Source organism: Moorena sp. SIO3I8 (assembly GCF_010692325.1).
Classification (GTDB): Bacteria; Cyanobacteriota; Cyanobacteriia; order Cyanobacteriales; family Coleofasciculaceae; genus Moorena.
Genome location: NZ_JAAHHW010000043.1, coordinates 1 through 16389, shown reverse-complemented (window position 1 = coordinate 16389; position 16389 = coordinate 1). Strand labels below are relative to the sequence as shown.

The window sequence follows — 16389 nt, the reverse complement described above, 5'->3', positions numbered from 1 at the left end:
TGAAGGTTGAAGGTTGAAGGTTGAATGTTGAAGGTTGAATGTTGAATGTTGAATGTTGAACGGATAAGGCAGAATGGTAAATTATTAATTCTTAATTCTTAATTCTTAATTCTTAATTCTCAATTCTTAATTCTTAATTCTTCATTCTTAATTCTTCATTCTTCATTCTTAATTCTTCATTCTCAATTCTTCATTCTCAATTCTCAATTCTTAATTCTCAAAAGTGTTTCAGCTCATATGATTATTTTTTGGCCTTGGCTAATTTTCTTGGTCTAGGTCTCCGATGGGATGCTTGTATTGCTTCTCCTACTATCACATTCAACTGGTCCCCTAATAACAGTACCAGAGAAGTCATGTAAAGCCAAACCTGTAAGATAATCACAGCTGTTACAGTACCATAGACTTTGTTGTAATTGGTGAAATTGGCACCAACGTAGTGCCGAAACAACCCTGAAGCCACTGCCCAGGAAATGGCTGCTAAAACTGCTCCTGGCAATATCGGTGTTCCGATCTGCCAACGGCTTGGTCCGTAGCGATAGATAAAGGCAAAGGATGCCGCCACCATACTCAAGGCTACGGGCCAGGTCAACATACTCCATAGTGTCAACAAGATTGAATATCCACTCGTATCAACGACTGTTTTTAGCACCCAGTGACTGATAAATACCAAAAAAGAGGCAATCACCAGCAGTATGATACTACCAATGGTTAAGCCCAGAGAAATCAACTTAGCTTTCCAAAAGGGTCGTTGTTGCTCTCGGGGAATGTTGTGGATGTGATCAAGGGCATTCATCGCTGCACTCAGTGCCCCAGAAGATACCCAAATGGCTATGATAAAACTCAGGGAAAATAGACTGCTATTGGTGCTGAGGTGAATCTGCTCGGTAAATTTCTCAATCGGCTCCAGTGCCTGAGCCGGACCCACTTCCTTCATCATTCTCAGAGCTTCATTCTGTGCCACTTCACTCAGCTCGGGAGGGTGGTGGTACCAGGTTAATTGTAAGGAATATTCAAACAAGCCAATCGCTGTCAGAATTGCCAAAATTGCTGGAAACAGAGCTAACATGGCGTTATATGCCATTTCAGCAGATAGACCCATTAAGCGACGTTCCATCGCACGGGTGAAAGTCTCCCTGAGGGTTACCAGATTCAGGTAACCAAAGAAACGGAAGAAAAGAAAAAAACGCTTAGATAGCATAGGTTCTGATTTCTACAGGGGCTTGCTATGAATTAATTTGCCAATTTTACCTATAGTTTGCCCATTACTAGTGTTCAGTAGTTCAATCGACACACTTTACTATTTTATTGACAGTTGACCGTTAACCACACCCCCTCAACCGTGATTAAATTTGATTATATTTTATTTGATCAGTGCCATAGCCGATGGAGTAGTTGTTGATGAGCAACAATGGGTCGCTTACCGAATGGTTAGCCCAAATCAAGGAACTGAAGCAGCAGCTGGCCGATAGCATTAAAGAGTGCCAGGCTGCGGATAAAAGTGCAGCTCATTGGCGTCAGTTATATAATACTGAAGCTCAGCAAAGGCGTATAGAAAGCCAACTCGCTCAAGAGCAAATCGAAACTCTCAAGGCTCAACTGCAAAAATTACAACAAGACGGATTTCAACTCAAATCAGATCAACTGGAGAAGGTATCGAGTATTGAGCAGAATCTGGAACAACTGCAAACGGTTGAGGAATTAAGGGCAACCCTTAAGTCGGTCATGGCAGAACGCGATCGCTTAATTGATGCCTTAAAGACTGAGCAAGCCAACCATGCTCAAACCCGGGAAAACTTAACGGTTGTGATTAGTGATACTGTTGAGCAACTGGCTAAGGAAAGAAAGAGTAAACCGTCCCAGGTAGAGGAGGTTACCGTGAGCGAGTCTTCCCCATCTCCCGATCTCCCCAGCTTCGACAATGAAGATAGTTGGTAAGCATATGCTGATAGCTGATAGCTGATAGCTGATAGCTGATAGCTGATAGCTGATAGCTTAGCTTCAGCTTTTCCATTTCCTATAATATAGCGTTATAGCGCTGATAAAAAAACCTGAAAATCATGAAAAAATACATACCACTCCTAGGGCGGATATGCCTTTGTGCTATTTTTATTAAATCTGGTATCGATAAACTATTTAACCCAACATATACTCAACAATTGATGGAATCCAAAGGGGTTCCCGGTATACTGATTATTCCCACCATCATTATACTGTTGGGGGGTGGATTATCCGTATTACTAGGCTATAAAGCTCGTTGGGGAGCATTAGCGCTAATTGGATTTTTAATTCCCACCACCTTGATTTTTCACACAGATTTCTCTAATCAAATGCAAGAAATTCAATTTCTGAAAAATCTAGGACTAATCGGTGGATTATTGATGGTAGCAACCTTTGGTTCAGGACCAGTTAGCTTTGATAACCGCAGTGTCTGGGATCGAATCCAGTTCCCCTTGTCATTAAAGAATGGCTGGCGGAGAATCTTACGTCGATCTCGGTTTTAGGGAGTCGGGAGTCTGGAAAGATAGGGAAGTGTCGGAGGTGTGGGAGGTGTGGGGAGATGGGGAGATGGGGAGATGGGGAGATGGGGAGATGGGGAGATGGCAAGTAAGATGAGCTTTTACATCAAAACAATGAGAAAAAAAGTATTTAAAGATACCAAATTAATCCCAAACTAATTCTTCCCTCTCCCCACACTCTTGTGCTCTCCCCTCTCTCTCCACACTACCCCCTCTCCCCACACTCTATTTCCTCAACTGTGTCACTAGCTTTTTAACCTCAGAACTGTTGAGGAATTGCAGAAATTCCTGGGTCAGCTGCTGCTCCTTTTGCCTAAACTCAAGAATACGGTCTTGCTGAACAGGAGTTCTTTCTGCTATCGGAATAGTAATCAGTTGATTGAGTTGTTTCCTCAGGGAAAGCTGCTGCTGTAAAATATCCTCATAGCCTGCTTTGATTTGCTCCTCCTCAGGTAAGTATGGTATTTTTTCGTGAACCCTAGTTTGAGTCTTGTCCTGATTAGACAAATCGTCTTTTTGTTCTGGCACTGGGAATAAATTTAGCACCAGTTGCGCCGACTGCACCCGTTTTTGTTGCTGCAGCAACTCAGATAAACTTAGATAGGCATTATCCAAGTTGAGTTTATAGGACTGCTTTTGCTCCTGAGACAGTTTCTCCTGAGACAGTTTAGTGACATCTTGCCCCAGGGACTGATATACATTGACTGCTTGCTTATGAAAAATAATCGCTAGTTCTGGCTGGTTTTGTGCCGCCAGTACAGCACCAATAGTCCTCAAGGTAAATGCTTCCCCAGCTTTTGAACCCACTTCCCGATGAATCACTAGGGCTTGTTGGTAGGTTAAGAATGCTTGTTCGTACTTTCCTAGGCGATGGTAAGCGATACCTAAATTATTCAGAAGCATTCCCTCTGAAATGCGATCGCTTACTTCCTTGGCAATAGTCAAGGCTTCCTGATAGGACAACTGTTCCTGTTCGTGGTTGCCTAGACGGTGGTAAACTAACCCTAGGCTATTGAGCAGTGTTCCTTCGTCTGCCTGTGACACTAGAGAATTGTTTTCCGATTTATCCAGTATTTCTCGATAGATATCGAGAGCTTGCTGGTAGGAATCCAGGGACTGGTTGTCCTTACCCAGCTTATAGTATATATTCCCCAAATTATGGAGAGTCCTGCCTTCGTAGCCACGATTGCTCACTTCTCGGTAGATGGCTAAGGCTTGTTGATAGAATTCTAGGGACTTTTGATCGTCCCCTAGGTTGGAATACGTTAACCCCAAATTATTAAGAGTACTCCCTTCCCCGGTGCGATCGCCTAATTCTCGATCAATTGCTAACGATTGCTCAAAGAACGACCGTGCTAACTGATATTGACCAAGTTCATCATGAACCCACCCAATAAAATATAGCGCTACTCCTTCTTGATAGCGATCGCCAATGTTTCGTTTAAGTTCTAGGTACTTCTGGAAGCTCTCTAAAGCCTCTTGTAATTGACCTGTACTTAACTGTTGGCGACCTTTAACATAGAGCTGCTGGGGTGGAGTGACTTGGTCAAGGCTAGTTTGGTCAAGACTAGTTTGGTCAAGACTAGTTTGGTCAAGACTAGTTTGGTCAAGACTAGTTTCGTCTTGAGCAAGAATAGGCGAAAGGGGGAATGTCAGAGAAATGAGTAAAGAGGCAGTGGTCAGCAGGAAGGATGAAGGAACATGAATAAAGGATAAGAGTTTTTGCTTCAATTCAAACTTCCTAGTTTCCACTTGACAATTGTGTTTTCACACCTTATTATATATATCCCGAGTTTAATCAGTTTGTCAGCAAGTACAATTACTTATTCACTCTCTAACTGAGCCTCTTGGTCATCTTCTTTTGTTGTCTTAGTAGTCTTCTTGGTGGATTTCCCAGAGGTTTTCTTTTTGCTAGAAGTCTTTGATTTACTGGACTTGCTACCAGATTTACTCGATGACGCCTTAGCTGCGATGAGTTCCAAGGCAGTTTCTAAGGTTAACTCCTCCATGGATTTTCCCTCTGGCAGAGAGGCATTAACTTTGCCATGGTTGACATATATCCCATAGGGACCCTGATAGATATTGACTGGCTCGCCATCTTTAGGATGAACCCCTAGTTCCCGTAAGGGTTTTTTAGTCTTGCTGCGAGAACCGCCCCTTGTCCTCTTAGGTTGTGCCAGGAGCTCTAATGCACGGTCTAGGGTAATTGTCAAGACGTTATCCTCAGCTTTGAGGGAGCGGTAATCTTTGCCCTCCTTCCCTTGGTCATGGACAACATAAGGACCAAAGCGTCCGATTGCGGTTTTAACCGGTTTGCCTGTTTCCGGATGAGGACCGAGAAGGCGGGGGAGTGCTAGGAGACCGACTGCCATTTCTAGGTGTACATCTTCCTTCTTTACCCCCTTAGGCAAGGAGACACGTTTGGGTTTTTTCTTCTTATCCTCTGTTACGTCACCTAGCTGTAGATAGGGACCATAATTGCCATTGAGGATATAAATTGGTTCACCAGTTTCCGGGTGTATTCCCAATTTCTCTGGCCCCTCCATTTTCTGCTGAATCAGTACCTGAACCTGCTCAATGTTGAGTTCAGCTGGGGTGAGGTCTTGGGGAATCGAAGCAGTAAGTACACCATTGCCATTGTTCACCTCGACATAGGGACCAAATTTCCCGATCCGGACTCTAGCATCGAGGTCTTCGAGTTCAACAGTACGGGCAACAATCGGGTCAATCTCATTAATCCTTTCCTTGACTTGGTTATCGAGACCCTTTTCCCCCAAATAAAACTTCTGCAGGTAAGGAAGCCATTGGGCTGCTCCATTGGCAATGTCATCTAAGGTGCGCTCCATGTTGGCCGTGAAGCTCGTGTCCACCAAGTCGGGAAAGTTTTGTTCGAGCAAATTAGTAACCGCAAACGCCGTAAAGGTGGGAGCAAGGGCATTTTTCAGTTTCTGAGCATAGCCTCGGTCAATGATAGTACCAATAATACTCGCGTAGGTACTGGGACGACCAATCCCCTCTTGTTCCAAGGTTTTGACCAAAGTCGCTTCCGTGTAACGGGCTGGGGGTTGGGTTTCGTGACCGATAGCTTCTAGTTCTCTACAGTTAGGATGATCTCCGACTTTCAAAGCTGGCAGAATCACTTCCTGGTTTTCTAGAGCAGCGTTGGGGTCATCAGACCCTTCCACATAAGCCCTGAGATAACCTGGGAAGTCAATGCGCTTACCGGTAGCCCGAAATCCGGCATTTTCCACTTGCAAATCAACCACAATTTGAGTTTGTCGAGCATCCGCCATTTGACAAGCAACGGTACGCTTCCAAATCAGGTCATAGACTTTAAATTCGCGATCGCTTAATCCCGTTTCTTGAGAAGTTTTGAATGTACTCCCTGCTGGACGAATGGCTTCGTGAGCTTCTTGAGCTCCTTTGCTCTTAGTGGTATACTTTCTGGGCTTGGGGCTAAGGTACTCTGCCCCGTATTTTTGTTCAACGCAGCTACGGGCTGCTGTGATCGCTTGTTCAGACAAATGTACTGAGTCTGTACGCATATAGGTAATGAAACCCTTTTCATACAGACTCTGGGCAGTCCGCATCGTATCACGAGCCGATAGTCCCAGTTTCCGGTTTGCCTCCTGTTGCAGGGTGGAGGTAGTAAAGGGGGGTGAGGGTTTCCGAGTAACAGGTCGTTCTTGTAAATTAGTAACCGTCCAGACTTTATCGATCAGGCGGTCTTTGAGTGCTTTAGCCTCGATTTCACTCAACAATTTGACCTGCCTACCTTCGATAATGTCACCTGTATTGGCATCGAAATCACTACCGGTAGCAATTTTAACCTGATCCAGGGTTACTAGCTTAGTGTCAAAGGCACTTCCTGCTTCTAGAATCCCTTTCAAATCCCAATACGTGCCCTTGCGGAAGGCACGGCGTTGCCGTTCTCGAGTTACCAACAGCCGCACTGCTACAGACTGTACCCGACCAGCTGATAAGCCCCAAGCCACTTTTTTCCACAGCAGCGGTGAGAGGGTGTAGCCCACGAGTCGGTCAAGAATCCGCCTTGTTTCCTGAGCTCTTACCACCTGATCATCAATCTCACGGCAGTTTTGTAGGGCATTTTGAATAGCATCCTTAGTGATTTCGTGAAATACCATCCGCTTAGTTGGCACTTTGGGCTTTAAGATTTGTAACAAATGCCAACTAATACTTTCCCCTTCTCGGTCTTCATCCGTAGCCAAAATCAGTTCATCAGAATCTTTGAGAGCTGCTTTTAGCTGCTGGACAACCTGTTTCTTGTCTTTAGGCACCAGGTAAAGCGGTTCAAAGTCAGCGTCCACATTCACCCCAAACTTAGCCCACTTTTCCCCCTTGTATTTTTCGGGGATTTCACTAGCTGATTGAGGTAAATCACGGACGTGACCCATGGAGGCTTCGACCTGGTAACCAGAAGGTAAGTAGTTCCGAATGGTGCGAGCTTTAGTAGGAGATTCGACAATTACAAGGGTTGTCATCGGAGTTTCAACAATAGCGGCGGTGTTGAATAGTCTAATTTAAATACTATTTGTCAAAGGTCGAGGGAGTAAGCCAGTATACTTCCCCCCTACTGAGTGTGGGTATGGTTTTCCAGCATCGTGTTCCAGCATAGTTTTCCAGCATTAACGTAGAACCCCCTGATGGCAGTATAAGCTTGCCTATTAATTTCTACAGTACGCTACTTGTGTCGCAGGCTAACACGAACAAGGGGCAACTGTGTGGGAAAGGGAGTGAGGCAACTCGACCATAGGTACGGGCATTTAAGGGCTACTTAATATGCGCTTCAGCAGTAGACCCTACTTTTTCGGATTGTGCCAGAAATAATCTTTATCTAGAGGTAAACCACGAACAGCTCATGTAGTGATGGCTAACCAATAGAGCACCGTTAACACCCTAAGTACACCCCGATCCCAATTCCTATAACTGCTGCTCAAAGATTTGTAAACAATTCGTTCGTTGCCTTCAACGGTAACATTGATCCGGTGTACGACATAGCTAGTCTCACCTTACCGTGGCACAGAGGGCAGTGAAACGGCATAAATACTGAATTCTCCTTTGTCCAATCTCCAAGCCATACAAGCCCTTTGCTCAACTAGCTACAATCACCGATATGATAAGAAAGTTAATCTGGATACTGAAATAACCATAGATCATATCATTAAAGCCTATGGATTTTGCCAATCTTGCCGCCCAGTTGAATGCTGGGGTAATTTTGCCAGAGGGGATTGTAGTGATTACCCTCTTGCTAGTGTTAATCATTGACCTGATTGCTGGGAAAAAGTCTGCTCAAACTATTTCCTATGTAGCCATTGGGGGTCTACTTGCTGCCATAGTTGCCCTGTACTTCCAATGGGATGCTGCAAATCCCATCGCCTTCTTTGGGGAATTTAATGGTGACACCCTGAGTGTGGCATTTCGTGGCATCATTGCCCTATCGACTGTGTCAACGATTTTGATGTCAATTCGTTATGTGCAGCAGTCGGGTACATCCTTGGCAGAATTTATTGGCATTTTGCTCACGGCTACTTTAGGAGGGATGTTCCTGTCCGGGGCGACGGAGCTGGTCACGATTTTTATATCCCTTGAAACCCTCAGTATTTCCTCCTACCTGATGACGGGTTACATGAAGCGTGACCCCCGTTCCAATGAGGCCGCGTTGAAATATTTGCTGATTGGAGCAGCCAGTTCAGCCGTGTTTTTGTATGGTGTCTCCCTATTATATGGGTTATCTGGGGGAGAAATACAGTTGAGTGCGATCGCTGTTGGAGTTGCTGACCTAGAATCCGGTCAATCCCTAGGTCTTCTGATTGCCTTGGTGTTTGCGATCGCTGGTATTGCTTTTAAAATCTCAGCAGTTCCTTTCCACCAATGGACTCCCGATGTTTACGAAGGTTCTCCCACCCCAGTGGTAGCGTTTCTCTCAGTTGGTTCTAAAGCCGCTGGCTTTGCTCTAGCAATTCGTCTACTGATCACTGCTTTCCCATTGTTAAGCGATCAGTGGCATTTTGTGTTCACTGCTTTGACTATCCTAAGTATGATTTTGGGTAACGTGGTTGCCCTCACTCAATCCAGCATGAAACGGATGCTAGCCTATTCCTCTATTGCTCAGGCTGGGTTTGTGATGATTGGTCTAATTGCTGGGACCCAAGCCGGTTACGCTAGCATGATTTTCTACATGCTGGTGTACTTGTTTATGAACTTAGGGGCTTTCGCTTGTGTCATTCTGTTTACCCTACGCACTGGTACTGACCAAATTAGTGAGTATGCTGGTCTTTATCACAAGGATCCCTTGCTGACTTTGGTTTTAAGTGTTTGTTTGCTGTCTTTAGGTGGGATTCCACCCTTTGCTGGATTCTTTGGTAAAATCTATTTATTCTGGGCTGGTTGGCAAGCAGGATTGTATACTTTAGTGTTAATAGGTTTGCTAACTAGTGTGGTTTCGATTTACTACTACATCCGTGTGGTCAAGATGATGGTGGTCAAGGAACCTCAAGAAATGTCGGATGTGGTGAAGAATTATCCCGAAATTCGCTGGAGTTTACCCGGTATGCGTCCGTTACAGGTCGGTTTAGTGATGTCGTTAATTGCGACCTCTCTGGCAGGGATTTTGTCCAATCCGCTGTTTTCTTTGGCCAATGATTCTGTTGTTAAAACCCCCATACTGCAACAGGCGGTGATTACTACTGAGTTGCCTCAAGGGCATCAGGTTTCATTCATGAGTGCTGATAATTGAAGTGCTCAGAGCCATAGACCCGAAGCGCCCCTTCCTGTAGGATAGGGCGCTAACAAAATATTTTAGATTGACTGAGTTAGCCTGACTTGAAAGTCAGGCTTTATCTTGATTTAAAACACTAGTGCCAGAAACCCCCTGTTCCCTTGCTGCATCCCTTTTACTCATTGGACAGAGTTTTGGGATAAATTTCTGGTCATGGATAATTGCAATGTCTTGAGAGTTACTAAAGCTTCACGGATTTTCCCTATCACTGGTTGAAGATTAGCTTTAGACAGTCTCCAATAGATGTACTGAGAATAATCTGCGTAGAACTTGAGTAACCTGTCAAATTGCCACGTTTTAGGAATACATTCATAGCCTAGATTGAGCATGGTTTTATAATTCAGAATCTCCAAGACTGATAGTTCTGAATCCCTAAGTTCGTGTTTCCAAGCCTGAATGCGATCGCTACTAACGGGTTGAAAGGTCTTGACGTGCCATCCTAACTCACCGGTCGCTACCAAGTTTTTTTGAGCATTTTTTTGATTAAACTCCAGCATTGATTCGCTAAAGGATACCCCTAGCCAATCACAAATTCCCTGGAGTTCTTCTTCTGGATTGATCACTAAGTCTTCGTAGAAGAGGATATAGAGCCGCTGGTCATTTTGATAGTGTTTAATAACCTGGAATAAATGTTGCCATTGTTGGGTTGTCGCTACCACATTGGCGATACAGCTTTCTTTCCAAGTCTTGGCAAATTTAAGCTCCTTTCGTTTTAGGGAAGCATAGATTGCTCTGAGATCTCGGATAATTAGAATTAATTTGGAATTATGGAAATACTTGAGAATGGTCTGAATATGATAGATATTCTCAGTATTTTTATCTCCCCAACAACCTGCTTGACCATCAAACTGCTGTAGATAGGTTTGATAAACTGTGGCGACTGCTGTTGAATAATTCAGTGGTTTCTGAGCTGTCAAATTTTCTCGCAACTGCTGTCGGTCAATGTTCCACTCCCGAAACCTTGGATCAGCGTAGATATCTGTCAAGAGGTTATCGATTTGATGGCTTAAGTCTTGGGATGAACCGTATTTTGGCTCCAGATTAACAAAAAACAGACTTTCAGGAGGAATACAAAAATCAGGATGAGCGGTCAGCATTAACCGCAAAAGCGTTGTTCCAGAACGTTCCATCCCAAAAATAAAAAGTGGCTGATTTTGTTGAGACAAAGATTCCATAGTGTGTCGATGAAGGTAGAGTTTATTTTTAAACTTGATCAATATAGCACCTTGACTTGTCTCAGCTTGCTTAGCTGATCTGTCCTATGGAGTTCAGTTGATTACTTATACTAGGCTTAATTAGCTTGAGTTAATTTAAAACTGTTAATTGCCAATTTTAAATTTTTATTTTCAATTAATGAACACCCAATACTGATAAGTAGTCAACGGAACTCACTATCAGCTTTTGACTATCTAATTCCCACTCCAATAGATAGCCCTAGTCTAGTATAGCACTACCCATTAAGATTAGGACATTTGTAAACTCCGAAACCTAGTCCTAGCTTACTTCTGACTTCTGACTTCTGACTTCTAACTTGCGCGTAGCGCTATAACTGTGAGCCAAAAAGGGATTACAGCAGTAGATTTAGGATACAGCATGCACCAGGACTGCAGGATTTTTAGTTTATTTGCCAAACCTTTAGGGTTTCTCTGTGTCGTTGAATCTTTTTAAAATGCTACCCTGTCTTGATGCAATAGCGAGTGGTTTTGGCGCTGCGTGGGTCACCTGCGTCCGCACCTTCAAAGCCCCATGGGAACCCCCAAGAGCGCACTCCATCACGCTTTTATTGAAATTATTCAGAATTGCTGAAAGCACGGAATTCAAGACCCTGATTTATCCAGGGATAGCCAACTCGTCTTCCTGTGCGATTTCAGAACTATCAAGAAACTATAACTTATGACTTAGGAATTCATCAGTCGGAACTGATCAGGCAATTAACCATCCTGAAATCACAATTCTGAAGTCGTTTGACAGCCTAATTGCTCCCTGATGATGAGGAGATACACCAAAGGTTTTTTCCGATTAACAGTATATTTACTAAATTTTTACATTGTCAAGCCAAATTATCATAGATCAGCCTTAAGACGTAACTTTGGTTAAAATCACCTCAAAATTACTCAATTTTTTTTAAAATCATGTAATATATTATATAATTTATTTGTGTAATTAATATTATTTAAATATAGAAAAAACTAGCTACATAAACTAGCTAAAATAATTTAATTCAATGTAAATTTATGTCGGAACCTACCCCCAAGCCAGACACCTCTGAAATTAACGAGTGGCGCAGAAAAATCGAAATCGCTAACCACAACAACATTTTTGGCCACTGCCGGACTTGTGGCTATCAATGGGTAGATTCCTCAGTTGATAAAACCTGTCCTCAGTGTAGTAGTAATGATGTAGAACGTATCTCCTGCTGGCAGTTTCCCGATGAGTGAGTGAGCATAATCGGTGTTTGGAAGGGACAGGGAATGCGATCGCATCAAACTTGTCTCAAGTCCGACCGATAGCACACCTAAGGTCAATTTACAAAATTTTCCATAGCCTTCTCCTTTTCCTTAATCAGGGGTTGCTTCATCCTTGCTTTTCCTTTATAATACAACTATAGGAATAGTTTTGGTAAAAAGGAACTTATGAACAAGTGTGTTTGTACTACCGAAGCGGCATCTCTGTTAGGAATCTCTTCGAGACGATTGCGACAACTCCTAGAGAAGGGTCGCGTCCGGGGTGCTTATAAAAGTGGGAAATTCTGGATTATTCCTCTGTTCAACCAAATGCCTCAAATTATTAAAGGCACTAGAGGACCAAAAGGCAAATGGCGTACCAGTCGTCCTCCCGCTCTAGCCAAGATTAATGTCAACCGTAATCACATTGGCTCGAATCTCCACAAAAGCCCAGAAGAGCGCAAGCCAGTGATTTCAGTAAAACGAAGTGGTAACAATTTATATGGCAACCAGGTAGAAATCCTCGGCCCATGTCGAATTACCTATCAGCCGGATAATCCACTGCCTTGTGGCGCTCGTCTATGGATTGAAACCTTCAGTGATGTCCACTTCATCGGTGGCAGTTTCCCTGCCAGTCGTTAATCGGGTTGAACGCGATGGACGTTCGCGTAGCGTCGGCTCTGCCGAGAGTCCCGCTTTCAGCGATCGCGTGGCCTATTGGCCAAGGTTGTCTCTCAGAATGCAGAATGCAGAATGCAGAAGGCAGAATGTAGAATGTAGAATGTAGAAGGCAGAATGTAGAATGCAGAATGTAGAAGGCAGAATGGTTAATTCTTAATTCTAAATTCTTAATTCTAAATTCTTAATTCTTAATTCTTAATTCTTAATTCTTAATTCTTAATTCTTAATTCTAAAATAATGTTAATGCTCCATTGACCAACAACCCAGGCTTTAACTAACAGAAAGCTCTTATTTACATGACCTCGACGATGGTGTTGTAAAGGAGTCTATTCTGTTGCGCCTGCGAGCTGATCTAGATTTGAACTTGCATGCTTTATCCTCTTGTGAGTTTTGCTCTTCACTGGCTGCTGCTGCTGGAACGGATTCTTTCCCTGAGTTTTCATTAGTAGCTTGAGCTGGCTTGACTGGCACAGCTGTAGTGTTGGTAGTATTTTCCTGAGTCGGAGTATTTTCCTGAGTAGGAGTATTGTCCCGCACTGGTACTAACACCCTCCTGGGTTTAGGAGTATTTTCCTGAGTAGGAGTATTTTGCTGTACAGGCACTGCTCTAGGTTTAGGAGTATTTTCCTGAGTAGAGGTATTGTCCCGCACTGGTACTGACACCCTCCTGGGTTTAGGAGTATTTTCCTGAGTAGAGGTATTGTCCCGCACTGGTACTGTCACCCTCCTGGGTTTAGGAGTTGAGTCTTGGCTAGAGGTATTTTCCCGGACTGGTACTGACACCCTACTCGGTCTAGTGCTCGAATTTTCCCTAGCACTATTCGGTTTTACTGGAACTGATACTGTCCTATTGTTATCGGTAGAGTTATTGGAGTTATTGGTAGGAGTTTCTGGCTTAGGCACTACTATTACTGGGTTGTTGGCAGCAGCGTTTTCCCCACTAACAGTATTTGGCTTTGCTGGAACTGGCTGGTTAGCAGTTTCTTGGAAAACCGCTAGACTAGGACAGTCGCCTTTGTCATAGTCAAAGGCTACCTTGACCTGGTATGGTTTTGTTGTACCAGTTTGGTTGTTAAACTTGCGAAACTGAATATCTTCCAGTGCCTGCTGATTTAAAATGCCGTACCCTGCACTCTGAATCAGCTGTGTATTAGTTACTTCACCATCAGCACCTACTAAAATTCCTAAGACTGTTGTGCCTTCTAGTTTCTTAATACAAGCGTCTTTCGGATAAGTAGCACTAACTGTTATTGCTTCTGGTATGACTTCCTTTTTGGGTAAGGTATCCTTTACCAAAGCCATCCATTCCACCAGGTTTTTCCTAGCTTCCTCATCAGTGGTATTGGTTACATCTTTTTTCAGTTGCTTCCGCCGCATCCGCACTTGAGCTACTAAATTTTGCTCACGTTGTCGTGCGATCGCAACAGCACTAGAAGGTACTGGTTTAGTAGGCTCAGAAGGAGGAGGGGTGATGGAAAATTGTGGTGGTGGAGGAGGTGGAGTAACCGATACCGGTGGCTGTTGGTTAGGAACCTCTAATGGGTCAGGAATCTGGTTGCTAGAATTCCCAAATACTGGCAAGGAACCGGTCTGGAAGGAACCTTGATTCAAAGACTCTGTATCGAAGAACTGAGGTCGCGGTGGTGGGGCTGGTAGTGGTGTCCTGGGTTTTGGTGGTAGCTGGATCGGGAAAGACCCTCTGGTGATAATCGGTCTTTGGCGATTTAGCAGTGGTAAAGGATAGTTACCAATAGACGGTAAGGGTGTTATCGGTAAGGATCTCAGAGGTGGGGGTGTGGGAATTTTTTTCAGGGGCTTGAGAGGAGGTATTGAAGGTAGCGGTGGTGGAGGGGGTGGGAAAGCACTAAATAACGAAGGGATGGAGGGATTGCTCGGAGTCTTGGCATTTGGTAGAGCTGGCAGGGTCAGTGGTGGTGCAGCCGACTTGGGCACACGGCTCAGTTGTTGAGGGCTTAACTCCAACACTTGCACCATTGAGTCTCCCTTAGGCTTTTGATTCTTCAACAAATCACCTAAGATCGGTACGATTAGCATATGAACCCCCAGAGAGGCGGTAACTGAAATCACTAGGGGGTGACTCAGCATTTCTGGGATGTTTTTAATTAAAGAAGCATCGGACATGGCAGTTATTCTTGACGTATTTCCATGGTTGCTAATAAGCTCTCGGCTGAGGAGATGCTTATTCAATTCAGTCTTGGCAAATAAGAGTGAGTGATCGTGCTGGGGCTAGCTATAACAACTACATCGATGGCTGAAACATTGCTATCTATTGGTTTGCTATCTATTGGTTTACCTTAACAATTAGCAGAGAAAAATAGGGTAATGCCAGATTAGGGCGATCGCATAAATTATGATAAATCACCTGCTCCGGTAGAGTTGCTCGTTCTACCACATAGGCATTTTCCAACAACTGATGTCGATGCAGCACTTGCCACACCTGCTGATAAACTGAACTGACTTTGAGCAAGACTACTACATCTGCCCAATCCAAAACCTTTTCCAGTTCCTCCACATTATAGAGAGCTGGTAGCACCACCAGCCGCTGATCACGAATGGTCAAGGGTAATCCCAACACCGATGCTGTAGCCATGGGGGAAGATACCCCTGGTACAGTTTGAATCAGGCTTTGAGGATGTAACTGTTGTAGCATCTGTGCCAAATAGGTAAATGTGCTGTAAAAACTCACATCTCCTTCGCACACAAATGCTACATCTTGCCCTAATCCTAGATAATTCCAGACTTGCTCAGCAGCAACTTGCCATGCTTGGGTCAAGATAGCGGTATCCTGCACATATGGAAATGTCAAGGGTAACTGCACCTGATGATTCTCCAACCATTGAGCGACAATCTGTTGAGCCAGTCCTGGTTTTCCACGGACTCCAGTAGGAAAGGCTACTACTGGTGCCTGTTTCAATATACGTAGTGCTTTGAGGGTGATCAGGTCAGGATCCCCAGGACCAACACTTATACCATAAAGTGTACCTAGTTTCACAAAAGTTTAAAATTATCTATAAAATTTATATTAAATTAAAATTACCGATGCCATTACCAACTGTTATTTTACCGGGCTATTTTGCTAGCGCTAGTGAATACCGTGATTTAGAACAATCACTACAACAGCTAGGGATTGCCGCAACTACTGTACCAATACGCCAACAGGATTGGTTTCCTACCCTCGGTGGTCGCTCTGTGGTGCCAATTTTGCGAAAAATCGACCAAGCTGTTAAACAGCAGTTGGAGAAGCATAACACGTCAGAGATTAATTTAATCGGTCACTCTGCTGGTGGCTGGATTGCCAGGATATATCTAGGAGAAAAGCCTTACACGATTCATGGAGATGTTAGTGATGACTCGGTAGGGTTATGGAATGCTCATTCCTATATCTCTACCTTAGTGACTCTGGGTACACCCCATCTCAGTCAGGAACGTTGGACTAAACGCAATCTTGATTTTGTTAATGATAACTATCCAGGGGCCTTTCACCAAGATGTCAATTATATTTGTGTCGCTGGTAAGGCTATTTATGGTAAGCGACGCTTAGGTAGCTGGTTGGCTTACAACAGTTACAAGCTCACTTGTGGAGAAGGGAATTGCTGGGGAGATGGGATTACTCCCATTGCTGCTGCTCATTTGGCTGGAGCGACTAATATTACTCTTGATGAAGTGCTGCATTCTCCAAGAAGGAAGGGGCTTTGGTATGGTTCACCTGAGGTAAGGGAGGCTTGGGTGAAGTGTTTAGGTTGAAGGTTTCTTTGAAGGTTGAAGGTTTCTTTGGTTGAAGGTTGAAGGTTGAAGGCGTAGTGGCGTGGCAAGCTTAATTTGATGCATTAGAATTGTCGGATTCAACATCTTCAAAAACAGCGATATTGATGCTTCAATTTAATTCGTGCATCTTGGGTTGTGAAATGCCAAATTACCTTACTAGCTG

Annotated in this window: 14 protein-coding genes; 8 read left to right on the top strand and 6 right to left on the bottom strand. The window is 43.9% G+C overall.

The genetic code is table 11. From position 1 onward, the window contains the following. Window positions 1-241 precede the first annotated feature (241 nt). Window positions 242-1198 (bottom strand): YihY/virulence factor BrkB family protein, encoded by a 957-nt coding sequence (locus tag F6K51_RS17645; protein WP_293022246.1) that lies wholly within the window; start codon window positions 1196-1198, stop codon window positions 242-244. A gap of 200 nt (window positions 1199-1398) precedes the next feature. On the opposite strand from F6K51_RS17645, the gene F6K51_RS17640 reads away from it, so the two are divergent. The 3 genes from F6K51_RS17640 (at window position 1399) to F6K51_RS17630 (ending at window position 2613) form a co-directional block, all read left to right on the top strand. Next, entirely contained in the window at window positions 1399-1935 is a 537-nt protein-coding gene (locus F6K51_RS17640; protein WP_293022244.1) for a hypothetical protein, read from the top strand. 122 nt (window positions 1936-2057) lie between these two features. Beyond that, window positions 2058-2501, top strand: a complete 444-nt coding sequence (locus tag F6K51_RS17635; RefSeq protein ID WP_293022242.1) for a DoxX family protein — start codon at window positions 2058-2060, stop codon at window positions 2499-2501. After that, a complete protein-coding gene (locus F6K51_RS17630; protein ID WP_293022240.1) occupies window positions 2464-2613 on the top strand; it encodes a hypothetical protein in 150 nt (49 codons plus the stop codon). The genes F6K51_RS17635 and F6K51_RS17630 overlap by 38 nt, the downstream gene beginning before the upstream one ends. A 128-nt stretch (window positions 2614-2741) precedes the next feature. Here F6K51_RS17630 and F6K51_RS17625 read toward each other — a convergent pair whose 3' ends face one another. Next, window positions 2742-4247, bottom strand: coding sequence for a tetratricopeptide repeat protein (locus F6K51_RS17625; RefSeq protein WP_293022238.1), 1506 nt, complete (start codon window positions 4245-4247; stop codon window positions 2742-2744). 92 nt (window positions 4248-4339) lie between these two features. Next, the gene (gene topA / locus F6K51_RS17620) at window positions 4340-7018 is read right to left on the bottom strand and encodes a type I DNA topoisomerase (protein ID WP_293022237.1); all 2679 of its coding nucleotides are present in this window, start codon (window positions 7016-7018) and stop codon (window positions 4340-4342) included. 689 nt (window positions 7019-7707) lie between these two features. On the opposite strand from topA, the gene F6K51_RS17615 reads away from it, so the two are divergent. After that, window positions 7708-9273, top strand: coding sequence for an NAD(P)H-quinone oxidoreductase subunit N (locus tag F6K51_RS17615; protein ID WP_293022236.1), 1566 nt, complete (start codon window positions 7708-7710; stop codon window positions 9271-9273). Window positions 9274-9434: 161 nt separating this feature from the next. On the opposite strand, the gene F6K51_RS17610 is transcribed toward F6K51_RS17615, so the two are convergent. Continuing rightward, window positions 9435-10490 (bottom strand): sulfotransferase, encoded by a 1056-nt coding sequence (locus F6K51_RS17610; protein ID WP_293022233.1) that lies wholly within the window; start codon window positions 10488-10490, stop codon window positions 9435-9437. Window positions 10491-11549: 1059 nt separating this feature from the next. Here F6K51_RS17610 and F6K51_RS17605 point away from each other — a divergent pair. The 3 genes from F6K51_RS17605 (at window position 11550) to F6K51_RS17595 (ending at window position 12546) form a co-directional block, all read left to right on the top strand. After that, entirely contained in the window at window positions 11550-11753 is a 204-nt protein-coding gene (locus tag F6K51_RS17605) for a hypothetical protein (protein ID WP_293022230.1), read from the top strand. Between the two features lie 195 nt (window positions 11754-11948). Continuing rightward, on the top strand, window positions 11949-12401 hold the full coding sequence (locus F6K51_RS17600) for a helix-turn-helix domain-containing protein (protein WP_293022227.1): 453 nt from the start codon (window positions 11949-11951) through the stop codon (window positions 12399-12401). Next, window positions 12361-12546 (top strand): hypothetical protein, encoded by a 186-nt coding sequence (locus F6K51_RS17595; RefSeq protein ID WP_293022323.1) that lies wholly within the window; start codon window positions 12361-12363, stop codon window positions 12544-12546. The genes F6K51_RS17600 and F6K51_RS17595 overlap by 41 nt, the downstream gene beginning before the upstream one ends. Before the next feature lie 182 nt (window positions 12547-12728). On the opposite strand, the gene F6K51_RS17590 is transcribed toward F6K51_RS17595, so the two are convergent. Continuing rightward, window positions 12729-14582, bottom strand: coding sequence for a TonB family protein (locus F6K51_RS17590; RefSeq protein WP_293022225.1), 1854 nt, complete (start codon window positions 14580-14582; stop codon window positions 12729-12731). Window positions 14583-14742: 160 nt separating this feature from the next. After that, on the bottom strand, window positions 14743-15453 hold the full coding sequence (locus tag F6K51_RS17585; RefSeq protein WP_293022222.1) for a precorrin-2 C(20)-methyltransferase: 711 nt from the start codon (window positions 15451-15453) through the stop codon (window positions 14743-14745). Between the two features lie 47 nt (window positions 15454-15500). On the opposite strand from F6K51_RS17585, the gene F6K51_RS17580 reads away from it, so the two are divergent. Next, window positions 15501-16205, top strand: coding sequence for a lipase (locus tag F6K51_RS17580; protein ID WP_293022220.1), 705 nt, complete (start codon window positions 15501-15503; stop codon window positions 16203-16205). Window positions 16206-16389 lie beyond the last annotated feature (184 nt).

Excerpts from the sequence above, each read along its gene's own strand:
- F6K51_RS17645 (WP_293022246.1), bottom strand. The coding sequence starts at position 1,198 with ATGCTATCTAAGCGTTTTTTTCTTTTCTTCCGTTTCTTTGGTTACCTG.
- F6K51_RS17640 (WP_293022244.1), top strand. The coding sequence starts at position 1,399 with ATGAGCAACAATGGGTCGCTTACCGAATGGTTAGCCCAAATCAAGGAA.
- F6K51_RS17635 (WP_293022242.1), top strand. The coding sequence starts at position 2,058 with ATGAAAAAATACATACCACTCCTAGGGCGGATATGCCTTTGTGCTATT.
- F6K51_RS17630 (WP_293022240.1), top strand. The coding sequence starts at position 2,464 with ATGGCTGGCGGAGAATCTTACGTCGATCTCGGTTTTAGGGAGTCGGGA.
- topA (WP_293022237.1), bottom strand. The coding sequence starts at position 7,018 with ATGACAACCCTTGTAATTGTCGAATCTCCTACTAAAGCTCGCACCATT.
- F6K51_RS17615 (WP_293022236.1), top strand. The coding sequence starts at position 7,708 with ATGGATTTTGCCAATCTTGCCGCCCAGTTGAATGCTGGGGTAATTTTG.
- F6K51_RS17610 (WP_293022233.1), bottom strand. The coding sequence starts at position 10,490 with ATGGAATCTTTGTCTCAACAAAATCAGCCACTTTTTATTTTTGGGATG.
- F6K51_RS17605 (WP_293022230.1), top strand. The coding sequence starts at position 11,550 with ATGTCGGAACCTACCCCCAAGCCAGACACCTCTGAAATTAACGAGTGG.
- F6K51_RS17600 (WP_293022227.1), top strand. The coding sequence starts at position 11,949 with ATGAACAAGTGTGTTTGTACTACCGAAGCGGCATCTCTGTTAGGAATC.
- F6K51_RS17595 (WP_293022323.1), top strand. The coding sequence starts at position 12,361 with ATGTCCACTTCATCGGTGGCAGTTTCCCTGCCAGTCGTTAATCGGGTT.
- F6K51_RS17590 (WP_293022225.1), bottom strand. The coding sequence starts at position 14,582 with ATGTCCGATGCTTCTTTAATTAAAAACATCCCAGAAATGCTGAGTCAC.
- F6K51_RS17580 (WP_293022220.1), top strand. The coding sequence starts at position 15,501 with ATGCCATTACCAACTGTTATTTTACCGGGCTATTTTGCTAGCGCTAGT.